Raw genomic sequence first — 18,657 nt, 5'->3', positions numbered from 1 at the left:
CAACCGCACCGCGGCCCCCGTCCCGGGTGGGACGGGGGCCGCGGTCGTTCCGTACGGGGTCGGGCGGTCAGGCCGGGGTCAGGCCGCGGGCGGCCGGTTCGCCGTCCCCGGCCTCCTCGTCCTCCCCCTCGTCGTCCTCGTCGAAGACCGAGCTGACGTCGAACCGGTGCATGACGTCCTGCGGATCGATGTGCCCGAAGGGCGAACCGAGCCACTCCCCCGGTTCCGCGACCTCCTCCGAGGCGGCGATCCACAGTGTGGAATCACCCTCCTCCAGCCCGAAGTCCTTGGCCCGGGAGGCGATTTCGTCCGGCTCGTACTCCCCGAAGAGCACGCCGAGCGCGTCGGCGGTGCCGCCGTCGTGGGCGAGTTCGGCCTCGCGGTCGTGTGCGACGACGCGTTCGGCCTGGGCGATCAGGCGGGCCGGTTCGACGACGGCGTAGTCGCGGCGGATGAGCACGCTGAAGGCGGCGGGTTCGGCGGGGCCGGTGTACGGGAGCCCGTCCTCGGGAGTGGGGATCTCGAACGGGGTGACCTCGTCGTAGCGGTCGTAGAGGAGCTCGTCGTACTCCTCGGCGGCGGCGGCGAGTTCGTTGAACGCGGCGTAGACGTCCGGATCATCGTCCCCGATCCTGCGCTCGACCGCGGCGAGGTGACGGTCGAGCGCGGCCTTGACCGCCTCGGCGGCGGCGCGTACCTCGGCAACAGTGGGCAGAGCGGCATCAGACATAGTGCAGACGCTATCCGTAGCGGGGCTCTCGCGGCACAATAGATGCGATGCCGGAATACGAATTTGTCGACTTGTACGTGCCCCGTGGGGTTCCACGTCAGGAAACGACCCGCCTGCTGACCGAACACGCCGAGTACGGGCACTGGGAGCTCGATCGGCTGACCCTGCTCCGGGACGGCAGTCGCCGCGTGCGATTGCGCCGCCGGATCATCCGTCAGGTCCGCGCGACCTGGTGACGCGGGTCCCGGGGCCGGGACCCGCGTCCTTGAGGAACCGTCAGGCCGCGCTGCGCGCCCGGCGGTAGAGCACGGCGCCGGCCAGCAGCATGCCCGCGGCCAGGGGCAGTCCGGCGGTGAGCACGTCACCGGAGCCCGTGGCGGCGAGGCCCCTGGCCGGGGTGGGAGCGGTGGAGTCGCCAACCCCCTGTGCGGGGTGGGTCACCGGCGTCACCGATCCGGCGCCCGGGCCGGAGCCGGGCCCGTTGGGAGTCCCGGGCTGCAGCCCGCCACCCGGAACCCCGGGGTTGCCGTTGCCGCCCGGGGTGCCGTGGCCCCCAGGACCCCCTGGGTTCCCATGGTCGCCGGGACCGCCCGGATTGCCGTTGCCTCCAGGACCTCCGGGATTCCCGTGGCCCCCAGGACCCCCCGGGTTTCCGTGGTCGCCGGGACCTCCCGGGTTCCCGTGACCCCCAGGACCCCCCGGGTTTCCGTGGTCGCCCGGACCACCCGGGTTCCCGTGGTCGCCGGGACCGCCCGGATTGCCGTGGTCGCCCGGACCACCCGGGTTCCCGTAGTCCCCCGGGCCGCCCGGGTGTTGCGGGTGCCCCGGGCCGGTGTCCTCGTCGCACGGTTCGTGCGGGTGGCCCGGGTGTTCGGGGTGGTTCGGGTGCTGGGGGTGCTGCGGGTGTCCCGGCCGGGCCGGGAGGTTCGCGCAGTGGTTGCCGAAGGCCGGGTTCAGGGCCCCCACCACCGTCACCGTGTTCCCGCAGGCGTTCAGCGGTGCGTCCACGGGAGCCTGGAAGGCGTTCCCGGACAGCAGTCCCGGTGAGTGCGCGGCGCGGCCGGCGGCGCCGGAGTCCGCGTGTGCGTAGCCCCCTGCGAGTGCGAGCAGACCCCCCGCGGCCGCCATGGTGACCAAGGTCTTCCTGCCGGTGACCTGTACCTGTCGTCGCATCTGTACTTCGTCCCCTGGTGTGTCCATCGCGCACGCGCACGCACGTGCACGCCCGGTCGGCGCACTGGCCGCGCAGGCTCCCCCGCCTGGTACGCCGAAAGATCGTCGTCGGGCCCGTAAAGCCCGACAGCCCCGGAGCGCTGGAATGCGCTCCGGGGCCGAGAACTTCAGAAACGTCAGGCGTTGACGCAGGTGGTGCCGAAAGCCGGGTTCAGCAGGCCGATCACGGAGATCGTGTTACCGCAGACGTTCACGGGAACGTGGACCGGAACCTGGATGACGTTGCCGGAGGCGACACCGGGCGAACCGATGGCCGCACCCTGGGCACCCGCGTCGGCGACAGCCAGACCCGCACCCGCGAGAACCAGACCACCGGTGACAGCCGCAGCGGCGGCAACCTTCTTGAGCATTGTTCCTCCTAGTAGGCAAGCGCGGTCCCAGCCGCGGACCGCACCACCTGTAACGAGGAGGGATCACCGGGGCTACGAGCGTATGAGCGCATTCACTCTTCTCAGTGGATTCCGCACACCTTCCCGATTTCCCGGCGTTAGCTACGCCCCGCGCCGCCCCCCGCCCGCCTCAGGACTCGTCGATGAACCGGTCCAGGACCCGGACGCCGAACTTCAGGCCCTCCACCGGCACCCGCTCGTCCACGCCGTGGAACATCCCGGCGAAGTCCAGCTCCGGCGGGAGCTGGAGCGGGGCGAAGCCGAAGCAGCGGATGCCGAGGTCGTCGAAGGACTTGGCGTCCGTACCGCCGGAGAGCATGTACGGGACCGCGCGGGCGATCGGGTCGTGCGCCTTGAGGGCGGTCTGCATGGCGTCCACGAGCTTGCCGTCGAAGTCCGTCTCCAGCGCCTTGTCCGCGTGGACGTCCTCGCGCTTCACGCGCGGCCCGAGGATCCGGTCGAGGTCGGCGAAGAACTCCTCCTCGTAGCCCGGCAGGAAGCGGCCGTCCACGTGGGCGGTGGCCTGCCCGGGGATGACGTTGACCTTGTAGCCGGCGCCGAGCATGGTCGGGGCGGCCGAGTTGCGCAGGGTCGCGCCGACCATCTTGGCGATGCCGCCGAGCTTGGCGAGCGTGGCGTCCATGTCGTCGGGGTCCAGCGGGGTGCCCAGCGCGTCCGAGAGCTCGTCCAGGAAGTGCCGGACGGTCTTGGTGACCCGTACGGGCCACTTGTGGCGTCCCAGGCGTCCCACGGCCTCGCAGAGCTCCGTGATGGCGTTGTCGTTGTTGGTCATGGACCCGTGGCCGGCGGTGCCCTCCACGGTGAGCCGCATCCAGTGCATGCCCTTCTGGGCGGTCTCCACCAGGTACAGCCGCAGGTTCTCGTTGACGGTGAAGGAGAAACCGCCGACCTCGCCGATCGCCTCCGTCACCCCCTCGAAGAGGCCGGGGTGCTTGTCGACGAGGTACCGGGCGCCGTAGGTGCCGCCCGCCTCCTCGTCGGCGAGGAAGGCCAGCACGATGTCGCGCGGGGGCTTGCGGCCGCTGCGCATCCGGTCGCGTACGACGGCCAGCGTCATCGCGTCCATGTCCTTCATGTCGACCGCGCCGCGGCCCCACACGCAGCCGTCGGCGATCTCGCCGGCGAAGGGGTCGTAGGTCCAGTCGGCGGCGTTGGCCGGGACCACGTCGGTGTGCCCGTGGATCAGCAGGGCCGGCCGCGAGGGGTCCTCGCCCTCGATCCGCGCCACGGTCGAGGCGCGCCCCTTGTGCGATTCGAAGATCTGCGGCTCCAGCCCGACCTCGGCGAGCTGCTCCGCGACCCACTCGGCCGCCTTGCGCTCGCCGGGCCCGGAGTGGTCCCCGTAGTTGCTGGTGTCGATCCGGATGAGGTCCCGGCAGAGGTCGACGACCTCGTCCTCGCCGGTGACGGTCCTGCCCGCGCCCGATTCGCTCACGCTGCTTCCTCCCACTGATCAGTACCGAACTGCCTCCATCCTCGCGCCCCGGGCCGCTTCCCCCAAGGGAGATCCGCGGTCGCCGGGGGGTGTGATCGAGGACCCCGGAATGTTTGGTAATGTTTTCCACGTCGGAACGGCCCGCGAGGGACGCGAGACAGACACCTTGTCCGGGTGGCGGAATGGCAGACGCGCTAGCTTGAGGTGCTAGTGCCCTTTATCGGGCGTGGGGGTTCAAGTCCCCCCTCGGACACCAAGCGAAAACCCCACTTCATGTGGGGTTTTCTGCGTTTGGCGGCACCATCGGCGGGACGGGTCCGCGACGGATCCCGGCTGGTCGGTTCGGGATATTCTGTCCGGGTGAACGAGAATCTTCCGCCTTGCCCGAAATGTTCCTGCGAGTACACCTACGAGATGAACGCGCTCGTGGTGTGCCCCGAGTGCGGTCACGAGTGGGTGCCCGCCGAGGAGGGCGCCGGCGGCTCGGCGGACGCCGGGGAGCAGGTCGTGAAGGACGCCGTGGGGAACGTGCTGAGCGACGGCGACACCGTGACGGTCGTGAAGGCGCTCAAGGTCAAGGGGAGCCCCTCGGGGATCAAGGCCGGGACCAAGGTGCGCAACATCCGGCTCATCGACGGGGTCGACGGCCACGACATCGATTGCAAGATCGACGGCTTCGGTGCCATGCAGCTGAAGTCCAGCGTGGTCAAGAAGGCCTGAACACGAGAAGAGGGGCCCCGCCGCGGCGGGGCCCCTCTTCGTATGTGCGGTACGGGTCAGCCGCGCGGGGACGGGATGTCGGTGGCGGCCGACTCCGCCGCCTGGTCGAGGCGGAAGGCCTCGTTGCCCAGGCCGATGCGGGCGTGCGCCGCAGGGCGGGCGGAGCGCAGGAAGAGGCCGTGCGCCAGGCCCACGGCGGCGGCGGCCGCGATGATGCCGGGCAGGATCCAGCTCAGCGCGGAGCCCTCCCCGGCGCCGACCAGGACGCCGAAGTCCTTGACCGTGTAGACGGCGATGGCGAGCAGCGCGAGGCCGGCCAGGCCCGCCGCGCCGAGCCGCCAGAGCTGGGCGCCGGCGGTGCCGCGGCGGACGAAGAAGGCGATGACCGCGAAGGAGGCGGTGGCCATGAGGAGGGTCACGCCGAGGGCGCCGACGCTGCCCATCCAGGTGAACAGGTGCAGGACGGGCGCGGTGGGGTCTCCGGTCGGCAGGTCGTCGGTGAACGCGAAGGCCAGGACGACCACGACGGAGATCACGGTCTGCAGGAGCGAGCCGGTGGCGGGGGCGCCGGTACCCGCGCTGGTGCGGCCGAAGGCGGCCGGGAGCAGGCCCTCGCGGCCCATGGCGAAGGCGTAGCGCGAGACGACGTTGTGGAAGCTGAGCATCGCCGCGAACATGCCGGTCACGAAGAGGACGTGCAGGACGTCGGTGAAGGTGGCGCCCAGGCGGCTCTCGGTGAGCTGGAAGAGCAGGCCGGGGCCGGCCTCGGCGGAGGCCTTGACCACCTCTCCGGGGCCGGTGGCCACGGTGAGGGCCCAGGCGCTGAAGGCGAAGAAGAGGGCGACGAAGCCGACGGCGAGGAACATCACCCGGGAGACGACGATGTGCGGCCTGCTGGTCTCCTCGGCGTACACCGGGGACTGCTCGAAGCCGACGAAGGCGGCGATGCAGAAGCACAGGGCGGTGCCGAGGCCGGCGCCGGTGAGGGTCTCGGGGTTGAAGGCGTGGAGGGAGAGGCCGGCGGGGCCCGGGTCGCTGAGGGCGGCGGCGTCGAAGACGACGACGAGGAGGACCTCGATGAGCAGGAGGACTCCGAGGACCTTGGCGTTGAGGTCGATCTTCAGCCAGCCGAGGGCGCCGGTAAGGGCGACGGCGGCCAGCGCCGGTATCCACCAGGCGAGTTCGGTGTCGAGGTAGGTGGCGAAAAGGCCGGAGATCTCGAAGCCGAGGATGCCGTAGACGCCGACCTGCATGGCGCTGTAGGCGACGAGGGCGACGAACGAGGCGCCGGCGCCCGCGGTGGGGCCGAGGCCGCGCGCGATGTAGGCGTAGAAGGCGCCGGCGTTGTGGACGTGCCGGCTCATCTCGGCGTACCCGACGCTGAAGAGGGCGAGGACGGCGCCGAGGATCACGAACAGCAGGGGCTGTCCGACGATGCCCATGACCCCGAAGGTGGTGGGCATGACACCCGCGACGACCATCAGGGGTGCGCTCGCGGCGAGCACGGAGAGCAGGAGGCCCGCGGTGCCGAGGCGGTCGGCGCGCAGGGCGCGTTCCTGGCCCTTGTACGTACGGATCTCGGCCTGGCCGGCCGGGTCGGTGAGCGTGGTGGATCTGCCCGTCGGCATGGCGGGGTGTCCTTTCGGGGGTGGGGACTGAGCGGCACTTGCTGAGCGGACGTGCGGGGGCGGTGCGGGCTGGGCGGTACGGGCCGGGCTGGGCCGGGGTCAGGCGGTGCCGAGCGCGGCGCTGCGTGCGGCGAGGAAGGCCTTGTGCGGGTCGCGGTCCGGGTAGGACCACGGGGCCCGGGTGGCGTGGCTGCCGATGCGCTGGAAGAGGGCGGCGGCCTCTGCGGGGCGGCCCTCGCAGAGTTTGGCGTGGGCGAGGAAGTTGAGGTCCACCCGGTTGCGGGGGTGGTCCTCGCGCTCCCACTCCAGCCACCAGTCGAAGGCGGAGCGCAGCACCTGGCGGGCGCGGCGGCCGGACCAGTGCTCGGCCCCGGCGTCCGGGCCGTGGCCCTGGCCGGCGGCGAGGACGCGGTAGCGCTCGGCGTGGGCGATGACGGGGAGGACGGCGAGCGGGGAGTCGGCCGGGGACTCCTCGGCGGCCCAGGCGGCGAAGTCGTAGACCTCGTGGAGCGGGTCGCTGCCGGCGGCCGGGGCCCGCTCGGCCAGCCGGGAGACCATCAGGTGGTGGGCGTGGTGGTGTTCGCGGTGCCGGGCCCGGACCTGGTCGAAGTGGCGGCTGAACTCCTCCTCGGTGCCGAAGGCCCGGGTGAGGAGCAGCAGGCCGAGCCAGGGGGTGGGGTCGGCCGGGAGCAGGGCCGCGGCGCGGCGGCAGGCCTCCTCGGCGGCTTCGGGCGTGCCTTTGCGGCGCAGGGCGGTGACGACGGACGCGCAGGCCAGGAGGGTGACGGCGTCGGCGCTCTCCGGTTCGGCGAGGAGCCATTCGTGCGCCCAGGCGGTCGCGGCCGGGGTTTCGGCGAGGACCACGAACCGGTGCCCCCGGCGGTCCCAGTCGTCCCCCGTGGCGACGAGGAGGGAGCGGGCCTTGGCCCACCGGCCCTGGGTGAACTGCGCGCGGACGTCGACGAGTTCACGGTCGCAGAGGGCGGGGTCGAAGAGCTGGGCGTCCCGCTTGCGGGCGCGGCCGAGGGGCGGCGGAGGGGGCGGCATCCGCGGTTTTCCCTCCAGGACGCGGGCGGTTGGACGGTGTGACGAGAAGATCACGCACAGCAAAGCGGTACGCACAGCTCCGCGTCAAGGTCCAGTCCACCGCGTGGCTCGATTCAACTGGTCCTCCGTACTGGCGAGTTGCTGCGGTTGTTCCGGGTTCGCGGCAGGTTGTCGGCGGGGCGCCGGCGGCTTGCGGGCGGGACGCGTACCGGTCCGGCCGGGGGCGCGCGCAGGACCGTAGGCTGGGCGCCATGACGGCATACGAAGATCTTCCGGCCATCGAGTTCGCCTTCCCGGGGCCGCTGCGGGACCAGCTGGTGGCTGCCGTCCTGAGCGGCGCCAAGACCACCACCACGGGCGTCGTGGCCGATTACGAGGCGGCCGGGGATCCGCTGCCGGTGGCGGGCGAGCGGATGGTGATCGTGGACTCCGCCGGGCTTCCGGTGGGTGTCCTGGAGGTGACGGACGTACGGGTCCTGCGGCTGGCGGACGTGGACCTCCAGCACGCGCTGGACGAGGGCGAGGGATTCGCGTCAGTGGCCGAATGGCGCTCAGGTCACGAGGAGTTCTGGCACGGCCCGCAGATGCGCGAGGCCATCGGCGACCCGCACTTCACGGTCGACGACGACACCCCGGTCGTGGCGGAGCGGTTCCGTCTGGTGACCCGCCTGCCCTGAGGGGCCGGGAGACCGCAGCAGGGCCCGGACCGCGCGTCGCGGTCCGGGCCCTGTCATGCACGTGCCGCCCTGCGGCGGCGGTGGCTCAGCTCTGGGCGGTGTCGTCGCCCGCCTGCGCGGCGCCCTCGGCCGCGGCTGCCTTCTCGCGCATCTTGCGCAGCAGCTCCGCCTTGCGGTCGGCCGCGTTCTGGCGGTCGAGGTTGCGGTGCGGGCCGTTGTTCTGGCGCTCGGCGCGGGACAGCTTCTTGCGCTGGCCGCCGCCCTGGCCCACGGGGTTGTTGATGTTCTTGCTGTCAGTCACGACAAAGACGTTACCCCGTCCCGCCGGACCCGCACACCAGTCCTGTCCCCGTCCCGGCCGGGGCCCCGGCCTGGGCGGACACGGCGCAGGTCAGGAGCGGGCCGGCCGGGAGAGGACCGGTCAGGAGACGGCCGCGGCCGCCGCACGGCCCGCCGCGCGGCCCGAGAAGATGCAGCCGCCGAGGAAGGTGCCCTCCAGGGCCCGGTAGCCGTGGACGCCGCCGCCGCCGAAGCCGGCCGCCTCGCCCGCCGCGTAGAGGCCCGGGAGGGGTTCTCCCGTGGCGGTCAGGACGCGGGAGTCGAGGTCGGTCTCCAGGCCGCCCAGGGACTTGCGGGTCAGGATCGAGAGCCGGACGGCGATCAGCGGGCCCGCCGCCGGGTCCAGGATCCGGTGCGGGGCGGCGGTGCGGATCAGCTTGTCGCCGAGGTACTTGCGGGCGCCGTGGATGGCCGTGACCTGGAGGTCCTTGGTGAAGGGGTTGGCGATCTCCCGGTCGCGGGCCACGATCTCGCGGCGGACGGTCTCCTCGTCGAGGAGTCCCTCCTTGGTGACCGCGTTCATGCCGCGGACCAGCGCGGAGAGGTCCTTCTCGACGACGAAGTCGGCGCCGTTGTCCATGAAGGCCTGCACCGGCCCGGGGACGGCCTGGCGGGCACGGTCGATGACCCCTCGGACCGACTTGCCGGTCAGGTCCGGGTTCTGCTCGGATCCGGAGAGCCCGAACTCCTTGCCGATGATCCGCTGGTTGAGGACGAACCAGGTGTGGTCGTGCCCGGTCCTCATGATGTGGTCGAGGGTGCCGAGGGTGTCGAAGCCCGGGAAGAGCGGTACGGGCAGCCGCTTGCCGGTGGCGTCCAGCCAGAGCGAGGAGGGGCCGGGCAGGATGCGGATGCCGTGCTTGGACCAGATCGGGTTCCAGTTGTCGATGCCCTCGGTGTAGTGCCACATCCGGTCCTTGTTGATGTGGCTCGCGCCCGCCTCCTCGGCGATGCCCAGCATCAGGCCGTCCACGTGGGCCGGGACCCCGGAGAGCATCCGCGCGGGCGGGGTGCCGAGGCGGGCCGGCCACTGGGCCCGTACGAGGTCGTGGTTGCCGCCGATGCCGCCGCTGGTCACGATCACGGCCTGGGCGCGCAGGGAGAACTCCCCGGTGGCCTCGCGGCCGCTCGCGGTGCCGCGCACGGCGTCGGAGGGGGCCAGGACCTCGCCGGTCACGGTGTCGAGGGCGCCGGCGGTACGGGAGAGCCCGGTGACCCGGTGGCGGAACTTCAGCTGGACCAGCCCGCGGGCCACCCCGGCCCGTACGCGGCGCTCGAAGGGCTCCACGAGGCCGGGGCCGGTGCCCCAGGTGATGTGGAAGCGGGGGACGGAGTTCCCGTGGCCGTTCGCGTCGTACCCGCCGCGCTCCGCCCAGCCGACGACGGGGAAGAAGCGGACGCCCTGGGCGTGCAGCCAGGGGCGCTTCTCGCCGGCCGCGAAGTCCACGTAGGCCTCGGCCCAGCGGCGCGGCCAGGCGTCCTCCTCGCGGTCGAAGCCCGCCGTGCCGGACCAGTCCTGGAGGGCCAGCTCACGGGTGTCCTTGATCCGCATGCGGCGCTGTTCGGGCGAGTCGACGAAGAACAGGCCGCCGAAGGACCAGTGGGCCTGGCCGCCGAGGGACTGCTCGGGCTCCTGGTCGAGCAGGATGACCTTGCGGCCGGCGTCGACGAGCTCGGCGGTGGCCACGAGGCCCGCGAGCCCGGCCCCGATCACGATCACGTCTGCGTCGTACGTCATGTGGAACCCGTCCTCCGTCGGTGGTGGGGCGATCCTTTGCTACGGAGCGGTAACCAGTCAACAGGTGTGGAGGATCACGACATGGGCGCGGCCGACGAGGTGCTGGACGTGGTGGACCGGGAGGACCGGGTGACGGGGCGGGCCACGCGGGGCGAGGTGTACGCGGAGGGGCTCATCCACCGCTGCGTGTTCGTGCTGGCCAGGGACGGGGAGGGGCGGATCTTCACGCACCGGCGGACGGACTCGAAGCTGGTCTTCCCCTCGTGCTACGACATGTTCGTGGGCGGGGTGGTCGGCGCCGGCGAGAGCTACGCGGAGGCGGCCCTGCGGGAGGCGGAGGAGGAGCTGGGGGTGTCCGGGCTGGAGCAGCCCGAGCCGCTGTTCAAGTTCCTGTACGAGGGCCCGGGCGGGGCCTGGTGGAGCTACGTCCACGAGGTCCGCTGCGAGCTGCCGGTCCGGCCGCAGGCCTCGGAGGTGGCCTGGCACGCGTGGCTCTCCGAGGGTGAGGTGGGGGCGCGGGTCGCGGACGGCTCCTGGCCGTGGGTGCCGGACGGGCTGGAGGCGTACCGCAGGCTGCGGGAGTTCCTCTCGGGGCGGGGGTAGGGCGGCTCCGGGCACCGACGGAGCCACCCGGGCGGCGGCGCCCGCCCCGGGGGCCGGCGGGGCCCGCCGGGCGGCTGCGGGCGCCGGGGGCGCAGCCCCGGGCCGGTGGGTGCGGGCGCCGGGGGCGCAGCCCCGGGGCGGTGGGTGCGGGCGCCGGGGGCGCAGCACCGGGGCAGTGGGCGGGTGCGGGCGCCCGAAGGGCGGCTCCGGGGGCCGGTGGGGCGGGGCGCCAGTAGATTGGGCGGGTGATCGACTTCGTCAAGGACGCGCGGCTGTGGTTCGCGCCGGCTCGGGTGAGGGACGAGGGCGAGACCCCCGACTACCGCTTCTCGCTGGCCAACGAGCGGACCTTCCTGGCCTGGATCAGGACCGCCCTGGCCCTGATCGGCGGCGGGTTCGCCGTGGACCAGTTCCTGCCCGACCTGCGCTGGGGGGTGCGCGTGGGCATGGCCTTCGCGCTGCTCGCGGTGGGTGCGGCGTGCGCGCTGCGCGCGGTCAACCACTGGGTGCGGTGCGAGCGGGCCATGCGGCGCGGCGAGGACCTGCCGATGTCCCGGTTCCCGGTGGTGCTGAGCCTGGGGGTGGGGCTGGTCGCGGTGGCGATGGTGGTGGTCGTCCTGCTGGGCTGGACGAAGGGGCGGTGAGCGCCGCCGACGCCGCCGACGCCGAGGGTCCCGGCGGCCGGGACGCGGGGCTGCAGCCCGAGCGGACCCGGCTCGCGTGGCGGCGTACGACGCTGTCGTGCGCGGTGGTGGCCGTGCTGGCGCTGCGCCAGGCCCTGCACGGAGGGGGCTCCCCGGTGGCGTTCGCCGGGATCGCGGTGATCGCGCTGCTCTGGCTGGCGTTCCAGTGGGTGGCGCACCGGCGGATGCGGGAGCTGGCGGCGGCGCGGCCGGCCGGGCTGACGGCGGGCGCGGCGCTGGCCGCGACGGCGTGCGCGGTGGGTCTGGCCGTGTTCGCGATGGCGCTCATCGTGTGAGCCGATGAGGCGAAGGTCCGCCTTGTGATGCCACCCCGGCGCGCAGCGGACACAAGGGGCGATCCGGGTCGTACCGCACTAGCGTCGGTGTCATGACGACTCTGCACCAGGAACACCCCGCCCAGGAGCACGCCCACGCCCACGGTCCCGACTGCGGCCACCGGGCAGTCGAGCACGGCGACCACCTCGACTACGCGCACGACGGGCATCTGCACCGCGAGCACTCCGGGCACTGGGACGAATGCGAGCCCGCCGGGCACGCCCCGCACACCGCCCACGAGCACGCCCACGGCACGGACTGCGGCCACGACTCGGTCCGGCACGGGGACCACGTCGACTACCTGCACGACGGGCACCGGCACGCTCAGCACGGTGAACACTACGACGACCACTGACGACCACTGACGACCACTGACTGACGGCCGCTGACGGCCTGACTTCCCCTCCCCCCGGGCCGCCGTGACTGGCAGGATGCCAGGCGCCCGTCACAGCGACCCGGGGAGAGCGCAGATGCCCGCCGAAGAGCCGTACCTCGTCCAGCCCGCGCCCGGGGTCCACGCCTACGTGCAGCCGGACGGCGGCTGGTGCCTGAACAACGCCGGCTTCGTGACCGACGGGGGCCGGACGCTGCTCGTGGACACGGCGGCCACCGAGCGGCGGGCGCTGGCCCTGCGCGCGGCGGTCCTGGCCGCCGGGGCGCCGCTCCCCCGCACGGTGGTCAACACCCACCACCACGGCGACCACACCTACGGCAACGGGGTGTTCACGCCGGAGGCGCTGGTCCTGGCGCACGAGAACGCGCGTGCCGAGCAGCTCGCCGCCGGGCGGCAGCTGGAGCTGATCTGGCCGGAGACCGACTTCGGCGCGCTGGACATCACCGCGCCCGATCTGACGTACGGCGACCGGATGACGCTGTACGTCGGGGAGACCGAGGTGCGGATCCTGCACCCGGGCGTCGCGCACACCACGGGCGATTCCCTCGTGTGGCTGCCCGGGCAGCGGATCGTCTTCACGGGCGACCTGGTCTTCGCGGAGGGCACGCCGTTCCTGGCGATGGGCTCGCTGGCCGGTTCGCTGCGGGCGCTGGAGCTGCTGCGCTCGCTGGGAGCGGAGACGGTCGTGCCGGGGCACGGGCCGCTGACGGATCCCGGCGCGTACGAGGCCACCGAGCGCTACCTGCGGTACGTGGCCGAGCTGGCCCGGGAGGGCCGCGCGAAGGGGCTGACCCCGCTGGAGACGGCCCGGCAGGCCGACCTCGGGGAGTTCGCCGGCTGGCGGGAGAGCGAGCGGCTCGTGGCCAACGTGCACCGGGCCTACGCGGAACTGGCCGGGGAGCCCGAGGGGGTGCCGCTGGACATCATGGCGGTGCTGCGGGACATGACGGTGATGAACGGCGGGACGCCGATCCTCTGCCACGCCTGACCTGGGAGCCCGGGGGCCGGAGGAGTTCTTTCGGCCCGATCCCTGGACGGCATACCGACTGGTCGGCATGATGGCCCACGGAAACCCGTCGCCGACTCCGCACGGAGGTGCGCAGCATGACGTCAGCATCGGACTCAGGGTCAGGATCAGGGCCGGCCGATCCGCGAGGCCTGGATCTGGAGCGGCTGCGCGGTCATCTCGACCGGGCCCTGCCGGGGCTCGCGGCCGGGCCGCTGACCGGCCGGCTGATCGAGGGCGGCCGGTCGAACCTCACGTACGAGGTGGGCGACGGCAGCTCCCGCTGGGTGGTGCGGCGGCCGCCGCTGGGCCACGTACTGGCCACCGCGCACGACATGCGGCGCGAGCACCGGGTCATCGCGGCGCTGCACGGTACGGCGGTCCCGGTGCCGGAGCCGCTGCTGCTGTGCGAGGACGAGGCCGTGCTGGGGGCGCCGTTCTACGTGATGGAGTACGTGGAGGGGGTGCCGTACCGGACGGCCGTGGAGCTCGCCGCGATCGGGCCGGAGCGGACCCGTCGGGCGGTGCTGGGCCTGGTCGACACGCTGGTCGAGCTGCACGCCGTGGACGCGGAGGCGGTGGGCCTGGGCGACTTCGGCCGGCCGGAGGGCTTCCTCGACCGGCAGCTGCGCCGCTGGGGCAAGCAGCTCGCGGCCTCGCGGGGGCGGGAGCTCGCCGGGATCGACGAGCTGCACGGCTCGCTGGGCCGGGCGCTGCCCGACTCCCCCGCGCCGACCGTGGTGCACGGGGACTTCCGGCTGGACAACGTACTGATCGGCGGTCCTGACGACAGGATCCGGGCGGTGCTGGACTGGGAGATGTCCACGCTCGGGGATCCGCTGACCGATCTCGGGCTGCTGGTGATGTACAGCTCCGACCTGGGGCTGACCGATTCCCCGGTCAGCACGACCAGCGGGGCCCCCGGCCATCCGGCGCCCGCCGAGCTGATCGAGCGGTACGCGGCCCGCTCGGGCCGGGACGCCTCGCAGGTCGCCTGGTACACGGCGTTCGCCTGGTTCAAGCTCGCGGTGATCCTCGAAGGCATCCACTACCGCTACACGCTCGGACAGACCGTCGGGGCGGGCTTCGACCGGATCGGCGAGCTGGTGCCGGTCTTCATCGAGCACGGACTCACCACACTCCAGGAAGGCTGAGGAACCCGATGGACTTCGCATTCGACGCCCGGACCGCGGAACTCCGCGAGCGGCTGCTCGCGTTCATGGAGGAGTACGTCCACCCGGCGGAGCCCGTCGCCGCCGCGCAGCGCGCACGGCTGGCCTCGCCCTGGGACACCCCGGCCGTGTTCGGTGAGCTGAAGGCCGAGGCGCGCCGTCAGGGGCTCTGGAACCTCTTCTTGCCGGACGCGGAGTACGGCGCCGGGCTGACCAACCTCCAGTACGCCCCGCTCGCCGAGATCACCGGCCGCAGCCCGCACCTGGCGCCGATGGCGACGAACTGCGCGGCTCCGGACACCGGGAACATGGAGCTGCTCGCGCAGTTCGGCAACGAGGAGCAGAAGAAGCAGTGGCTGGAGCCGCTGCTCGCCGGGGAGATCCGGTCCGCGTTCGCGATGACCGAGCCGGAGGTGGCCTCGTCGGACGCGACGAACATCGAGACCCGGATCGAGCGCTCGGCGGGCGGCGACGAGTACGTGATCACGGGCCGCAAGTGGTTCATCTCCGGGGCGATGAACCCGGATTGCCGGATCTTCATCGTGATGGGCAAGACCGATCCCGGGGGTGCCGATCCGCGCCGCCAGCAGTCGATGATCCTGGTCCCGCGCGACACTCCGGGCGTGGAGATCCGGCGCGCGATGACCGTGTACGGGTACGAGGACCACGACCACGGCGGCCACGCCGAGGTCGTCTTCGACGGGGCCCGGGTCCCGGCGGGGAACCTGATCGGCGAGGAGGGCGGCGGCTTCGCCATCGCGCAGGCCCGGCTCGGTCCGGGGCGGATCCACCACTGCATGCGGCTCATCGGCATGGCGGAGCGGGCCATCGAGCTGATGTGCCGGCGCGCGGTGGGACGTACCGCCTTCGGCAAGGAGCTGGCCGCGCAGGGCGTCGTACAGAACTGGATCGCGGATGCGCGGGTCACCGTGGAGCAGCTGCGGCTGCTGGTGCTGAAGACGGCCTGGCTGATGGACACGGCCGGCAACAGGGGTGCGCACACCGAGATCCAGGCCATCAAGATCGCGACCCCGCGGGCGGTGGTGCGGATCCTGGACGACGCGGTGCAGCTGCACGGCGCGGGCGGGGTGAGCCAGGACTTCCCGCTGGCGGAGCTGTGGGCGGCGGCGCGGACGCTGCGGCTGGCGGACGGGCCGGACGAGGTGCACCAGCGCTCGCTGGCGCACCGGGAGCTGAAGCGCTACCGCTGAGTGCGGGAGGGCGGGGGCGGTCGCGGTGGCGGGGTGCCCGGCCACCCGGCCCGGGGTCCCCGCGCGGGCTCCGCGGGCGGGGACCGCGGGCGGGCTCCCCGGGCGGGTTCGGCGGGCGGGCTCCCCGGGCGGGTTCGGCGGGCGGGCTCCCCGGGCGGGGTCCGCGGGCGGGCTCCCCGGGCGGGGTCCGCGGGCGGGCTTCTGGGCGAGGTCCGCGGGCGGGCTTCTGGGCGAGGTCCGCGGGCGGGCTTCTGGGCGAGGTCCGCGGGCGGGGTCCGCGGGCGAGTCACTCGGCGCGGCCGCCGGGTGATCTGACCCGGCCCTCCGGCGGCCCGCCTGAGGTCCGTCAGAGGCCCGCAGGAGGCCCATCGGCGGGCCCTGAAGGGGTCCTTCGGCCCGCCCCGCACGGCCCGAAGTGGTCCAGACCAGCCCGAGATGTCCGATATCTTGGAGTGTCCCCCACTGAAAGTGCCCCGCCATGCCCAGCACCACCCTGCCCGCCCCCGCACCGACCGCGCCGCATGCCACGGCCTCCCCCGTCACCGCGCCGCAGGCCATGGCCAACCCCGGCCCGCTCGGTCTGGCGGCGTTCGCCCTCACCACCTTCGTGCTCAGCCTCTTCAACTCGGGGCTGATCTCGAACGCCGCGCTCAGCGCCGTCGTACTGCCGCTGGCGCTGTTCTACGGCGGCCTCGCGCAGTTCGTCGCGGGCATCATGGAGTTCCGCCGCGGCAACACCTTCGGGACCACGGCGTTCGTCTCGTACGGCGCGTTCTGGATGTCCTTCGCGGGCTACGTGAAGTTCGTCGTCCCGACGCTGCCGGCCGACCAGGCGCACGTGGCGACCGGCTGGTTCCTGGTGGCCTGGTTCATCTTCACCGCGTACATGTCGATCGCCGCCATGAAGCTGGACATCGCGCACCGCGTGCTGTTCGTCTCGCTGGCGCTGACCTTCCTCTTCCTCGCCCTCGGCGACCTGGCGCAGAGCACGGCCCTCGGCCACACCGGCGGCTTCCTCGGCCTCTTCACCGCGGGCGTCGCCTGGTACGTCTCCTTCGCCGTGGTGGCCAAGGAGACCTGGGGACGCAAGGTCGCTCCGCTCGGCTAGACCTTCCGCGCGGCGGGGGTCGCGGTGCGGCCCGCCGCCGTGTCGATGACCTCGTCCAGGACCTCACGGGACCGGATCAGATCGGCGATCAGCCGGTCGATCCGGTCCCGTTCCGCTGTCAGCTCGGCGACGAGCGCGGGTGTGGCCCGTACGTTCGGCCCGCCGTCGGTGTCGCGCATGCAGGGCAGGATCTGGGCGATCTTCGTGCTGTGCAGGCCCGCCGCGTAGAGCTCCTGGATCCGGATGACCCGGTCCACCGCCCGCTCGGCGAAGTCGCGGTGGCCGCCCGGGGTCCGGTCGGAGACCAGCAGTCCCTGCTGCTCGTAGTAGCGCAGCGAACGCTCGCTGACCCCGGTGCGCGCCGCCAGCTCCCCGATCCTCATGTGCGCTCCGTCCCCGTTTCCCGGCTTGAATCTGACATCAGTGTCAGGTTTTACGGTACCCGGCATGACGCAGACACAGCAGGCGCAGACACAGCAGGCCCCCACCGCATCCCGGCTCTTCGAACCCGCCCGCCTGGGCGGCCTGGAGCTCCCCAGCCGCCTGGTCATGGCTCCGCTGACCCGGAACCGGGCCGGGGCCGACGGCGCCCCCGGGACCCTCATGGCCACCTACTACGCCCAGCGCGCCTCGGCCGGCCTGATCATCGCCGAGGGCACCACCCCGAACGCCGTCGGGCAGACCTACCCGAACATCCCCGGGATCCACACCCCGCAGCAGATCGCCGGCTGGCGCCGCGTCACCGACGCCGTCCGCGACGCCGGCGGGCGGATGTTCCTCCAGCTGCAGCACGGCGGCCGGGTCGGGCACCCCGACACCAGCGGGCACGTCCCGCTCGCCCCTTCGGCGGTGCGCTTCCCGGAACTCCTGCAGACCCCCGACGGGCTCCGGGAGGCCGTCGCCCCGCGGGAGATGACGCCCGAGGACATCGAGGCCACCATCGCCGACTTCGCGGCCGCCGCCCGGGGCGCCGTCGAGGCGGGCTTCGCCGGGGTGGAGGTGCACTCCGCCAACGGCCACCTGCTCCACCAGTTCCTGGCCCGGAACACCAACCGGCGCACCGACGGGTGGGGCGGATCGGTGGCGGGCCGGATCCGGTTCACCACCGAGGTGGTCCGGGCCGTCGCCGAGGCGATCGGCCCCGAGCGGGTCGGCGTACGGATCTCCCCCGGAATCGAGGTCAACGGCGTCGAGGAGGGCGACACCGAGGCGATCTACCCGGCGCTGGTCGAGGCCCTGGCGGAGGTCGGGCCGGTCTATCTGCACCTGGTCCACGCCGAGCCGGACCGGCCCCTCTTCCGGAGGATCCGCGCGGCCTGGCCCGGCACCCTGATCGCCAACCCCCGGCTCTCCCACGAGGAGGTCGCCTCCGACGGCGGCGGGCGGCGGGCCGAGGCCCTGCTGGCGGGCGGCGCGGACCTGGTCGCGCTCGGGCGCGGGTTCCTGGCCAATCCCGACTTCGTGGAGCGGCTGCGCACCGGCGCCCCGCTCAACGAGCTCCGGCCGGAGTTCCTGATGTACGTGTCCGGACCGGAGGGCTACACCGACTACCCGGCGCTCCACCCGGCGCCCGCTACGGGCGCAGCGCCCGCATCAGCAGGTCCGCGAGGTGGTCGGCCACCTGCTGCGGCGTGAGCGGGCCGTCCTCGTGGTACCAGGTCGACAGGTGGTGGACCGAGCCGAAGTGGTAGTCCACCACCAGGTCGGCCGGGGTGGCGTCGGAGAAGACCCCGCTGCTCTGGCCCTCCTCGATCAGGGCGCGGAAGCGCTCGTGGTAGCGCCGGCGCTCGGCCCGGACCTGCTTGGACTTCTCCGGGCTCAGCTGGTGCATGGAGCGGAAGAAGATCGCCGCGTCGTCCAGGTTCTCGATCGTGGTGACCACCACGTCGGCGGCCGCGGCCCGCAGCCGCTCCTCCACCGGGGCATCGGAACCGGCCACCGCGTCGAGCCGCTGCTGCTGGAGCCGCAGCATGCGCGCGTACACCTCGTGCAGCAGGTCGTCCTTGGAGCCGAAGTAGTGGTAGAGCGCGCCCTTGGTGACCCCGGCCGCCTCGACGATCTCCTGGACCGAGGTGCGGTCGTAGCCGCGCTCGGCGAACAGCCTGGTCGCGACGGCGAGCAGCCGGCGCGGTACCGGGGCCTCGTGCGCCCCGACGGTCTCCGTCGTGGTTCTGGCGGCCATGGCTG

At 73.0% G+C, this 18,657-nt stretch carries 22 protein-coding genes, 1 tRNA gene and 1 pseudogene; 13 read left to right on the top strand and 11 right to left on the bottom strand.

Annotation, left to right across the window (positions count from 1 at the left end):
• Nucleotides 1–67 precede the first annotated feature (67 nt).
• Nucleotides 68–730 (bottom strand): hypothetical protein, encoded by a 663-nt coding sequence (locus NLX94_RS22190; protein ID WP_254384749.1) that lies wholly within the window; start codon nucleotides 728–730, stop codon nucleotides 68–70.
• A gap of 47 nt (nucleotides 731–777) precedes the next feature.
• On the opposite strand from NLX94_RS22190, the gene NLX94_RS22185 reads away from it, so the two are divergent.
• Complete coding sequence (locus NLX94_RS22185) at nucleotides 778–966, top strand: DUF5703 family protein (RefSeq protein WP_243333977.1); 189 nt, start codon at nucleotides 778–780, stop codon at nucleotides 964–966.
• Between the two features lie 40 nt (nucleotides 967–1,006).
• On the opposite strand, the gene NLX94_RS39400 is transcribed toward NLX94_RS22185, so the two are convergent.
• The 4 genes and pseudogenes from NLX94_RS39400 to NLX94_RS22170 form a co-directional block, all read right to left on the bottom strand.
• A complete protein-coding gene (locus NLX94_RS39400) occupies nucleotides 1,007–1,171 on the bottom strand; it encodes a hypothetical protein (RefSeq protein ID WP_308402496.1) in 165 nt (54 codons plus the stop codon).
• A gap of 543 nt (nucleotides 1,172–1,714) precedes the next feature.
• Nucleotides 1,715–1,858 (bottom strand): annotated as a pseudogene (locus tag NLX94_RS39395) (chaplin); the annotation flags it as partial.
• Nucleotides 1,859–2,079: 221 nt separating this feature from the next.
• A complete protein-coding gene (gene chpH, locus NLX94_RS22175; RefSeq protein ID WP_254384748.1) occupies nucleotides 2,080–2,313 on the bottom strand; it encodes a chaplin ChpH in 234 nt (77 codons plus the stop codon).
• A gap of 169 nt (nucleotides 2,314–2,482) precedes the next feature.
• On the bottom strand, nucleotides 2,483–3,808 hold the full coding sequence (locus tag NLX94_RS22170; RefSeq protein ID WP_254384747.1) for a M20/M25/M40 family metallo-hydrolase: 1,326 nt from the start codon (nucleotides 3,806–3,808) through the stop codon (nucleotides 2,483–2,485).
• A gap of 168 nt (nucleotides 3,809–3,976) precedes the next feature.
• Here NLX94_RS22170 and NLX94_RS22165 point away from each other — a divergent pair.
• Nucleotides 3,977–4,064, top strand: a tRNA-Leu gene (locus tag NLX94_RS22165).
• 104 nt (nucleotides 4,065–4,168) lie between these two features.
• A complete protein-coding gene (locus tag NLX94_RS22160) occupies nucleotides 4,169–4,528 on the top strand; it encodes a zinc ribbon domain-containing protein YjdM (RefSeq protein ID WP_254384746.1) in 360 nt (119 codons plus the stop codon).
• Nucleotides 4,529–4,584: 56 nt separating this feature from the next.
• On the opposite strand, the gene NLX94_RS22155 is transcribed toward NLX94_RS22160, so the two are convergent.
• Together NLX94_RS22155 and NLX94_RS22150 are read right to left on the bottom strand one after the other, a co-directional pair.
• Nucleotides 4,585–6,156, bottom strand: coding sequence for an APC family permease (locus NLX94_RS22155; protein WP_254384745.1), 1,572 nt, complete (start codon nucleotides 6,154–6,156; stop codon nucleotides 4,585–4,587).
• Between the two features lie 99 nt (nucleotides 6,157–6,255).
• Nucleotides 6,256–7,203 (bottom strand): hypothetical protein, encoded by a 948-nt coding sequence (locus NLX94_RS22150; RefSeq protein WP_254384744.1) that lies wholly within the window; start codon nucleotides 7,201–7,203, stop codon nucleotides 6,256–6,258.
• A 251-nt stretch (nucleotides 7,204–7,454) separates the two neighbouring features.
• Here NLX94_RS22150 and NLX94_RS22145 point away from each other — a divergent pair, with 251 nt between their 5' ends.
• Nucleotides 7,455–7,880 (top strand): ASCH domain-containing protein, encoded by a 426-nt coding sequence (locus NLX94_RS22145; protein WP_254384743.1) that lies wholly within the window; start codon nucleotides 7,455–7,457, stop codon nucleotides 7,878–7,880.
• Between the two features lie 85 nt (nucleotides 7,881–7,965).
• Here the strand turns inward: NLX94_RS22145 and NLX94_RS22140 are convergent, their stop codons facing one another.
• On the bottom strand, nucleotides 7,966–8,181 hold the full coding sequence (locus NLX94_RS22140; protein WP_254384742.1) for a DUF6243 family protein: 216 nt from the start codon (nucleotides 8,179–8,181) through the stop codon (nucleotides 7,966–7,968).
• 120 nt (nucleotides 8,182–8,301) lie between these two features.
• On the bottom strand, nucleotides 8,302–9,957 hold the full coding sequence (locus tag NLX94_RS22135) for an FAD-binding dehydrogenase (protein WP_254384741.1): 1,656 nt from the start codon (nucleotides 9,955–9,957) through the stop codon (nucleotides 8,302–8,304).
• An 81-nt stretch (nucleotides 9,958–10,038) separates the two neighbouring features.
• Here NLX94_RS22135 and NLX94_RS22130 point away from each other — a divergent pair, with 81 nt between their 5' ends.
• The 8 genes from NLX94_RS22130 (at nucleotide 10,039) to NLX94_RS22090 (ending at nucleotide 16,470) form a co-directional block, all read left to right on the top strand.
• Nucleotides 10,039–10,560, top strand: a complete 522-nt coding sequence (locus NLX94_RS22130; protein ID WP_254384740.1) for an NUDIX domain-containing protein — start codon at nucleotides 10,039–10,041, stop codon at nucleotides 10,558–10,560.
• Between the two features lie 245 nt (nucleotides 10,561–10,805).
• Entirely contained in the window at nucleotides 10,806–11,204 is a 399-nt protein-coding gene (locus NLX94_RS22125) for a DUF202 domain-containing protein (protein WP_254384739.1), read from the top strand.
• Nucleotides 11,201–11,539 (top strand): DUF202 domain-containing protein, encoded by a 339-nt coding sequence (locus NLX94_RS22120; protein ID WP_254384738.1) that lies wholly within the window; start codon nucleotides 11,201–11,203, stop codon nucleotides 11,537–11,539. Before NLX94_RS22125 ends, NLX94_RS22120 begins: the two co-directional genes overlap by 4 nt.
• Nucleotides 11,540–11,631: 92 nt before the next feature.
• Entirely contained in the window at nucleotides 11,632–11,934 is a 303-nt protein-coding gene (locus NLX94_RS22115) for a hypothetical protein (RefSeq protein ID WP_254384737.1), read from the top strand.
• A gap of 115 nt (nucleotides 11,935–12,049) precedes the next feature.
• The gene (locus tag NLX94_RS22110) at nucleotides 12,050–12,961 is read left to right on the top strand and encodes an MBL fold metallo-hydrolase (protein ID WP_254384736.1); all 912 of its coding nucleotides are present in this window, start codon (nucleotides 12,050–12,052) and stop codon (nucleotides 12,959–12,961) included.
• Between the two features lie 116 nt (nucleotides 12,962–13,077).
• The gene (locus tag NLX94_RS22105; protein WP_254384735.1) at nucleotides 13,078–14,133 is read left to right on the top strand and encodes a phosphotransferase family protein; all 1,056 of its coding nucleotides are present in this window, start codon (nucleotides 13,078–13,080) and stop codon (nucleotides 14,131–14,133) included.
• 8 nt (nucleotides 14,134–14,141) lie between these two features.
• Nucleotides 14,142–15,362 (top strand): acyl-CoA dehydrogenase family protein, encoded by a 1,221-nt coding sequence (locus NLX94_RS22100; protein ID WP_254384734.1) that lies wholly within the window; start codon nucleotides 14,142–14,144, stop codon nucleotides 15,360–15,362.
• A 478-nt stretch (nucleotides 15,363–15,840) separates the two neighbouring features.
• On the top strand, nucleotides 15,841–16,470 hold the full coding sequence (locus NLX94_RS22090; RefSeq protein WP_254384733.1) for an acetate uptake transporter: 630 nt from the start codon (nucleotides 15,841–15,843) through the stop codon (nucleotides 16,468–16,470).
• On the opposite strand, the gene NLX94_RS22085 is transcribed toward NLX94_RS22090, so the two are convergent.
• Nucleotides 16,467–16,853 carry a MerR family transcriptional regulator gene (locus NLX94_RS22085; protein ID WP_254384732.1) on the bottom strand — a complete coding sequence of 129 codons (387 nt, stop codon included), beginning with the start codon at nucleotides 16,851–16,853 and terminating at the stop codon, nucleotides 16,467–16,469. The genes NLX94_RS22090 and NLX94_RS22085 overlap by 4 nt on opposite strands.
• A 64-nt stretch (nucleotides 16,854–16,917) precedes the next feature.
• On the opposite strand from NLX94_RS22085, the gene NLX94_RS22080 reads away from it, so the two are divergent.
• Nucleotides 16,918–18,105 (top strand): alkene reductase, encoded by a 1,188-nt coding sequence (locus NLX94_RS22080; protein WP_254384731.1) that lies wholly within the window; start codon nucleotides 16,918–16,920, stop codon nucleotides 18,103–18,105.
• On the opposite strand, the gene NLX94_RS22075 is transcribed toward NLX94_RS22080, so the two are convergent.
• Nucleotides 18,044–18,652: a TetR/AcrR family transcriptional regulator gene (locus NLX94_RS22075; RefSeq protein ID WP_254384730.1), complete on the bottom strand. Its 609-nt coding sequence runs from the start codon at nucleotides 18,650–18,652 to the stop codon at nucleotides 18,044–18,046. The genes NLX94_RS22080 and NLX94_RS22075 overlap by 62 nt on opposite strands.
• Nucleotides 18,653–18,657 lie beyond the last annotated feature (5 nt).

This window comes from Streptomyces sp. TBY4 (assembly GCF_024213195.1).
GTDB lineage: Bacteria > Actinomycetota > Actinomycetes > Streptomycetales > Streptomycetaceae > Streptomyces.
This window is presented reverse-complemented; position numbering and strand designations above follow the sequence as displayed.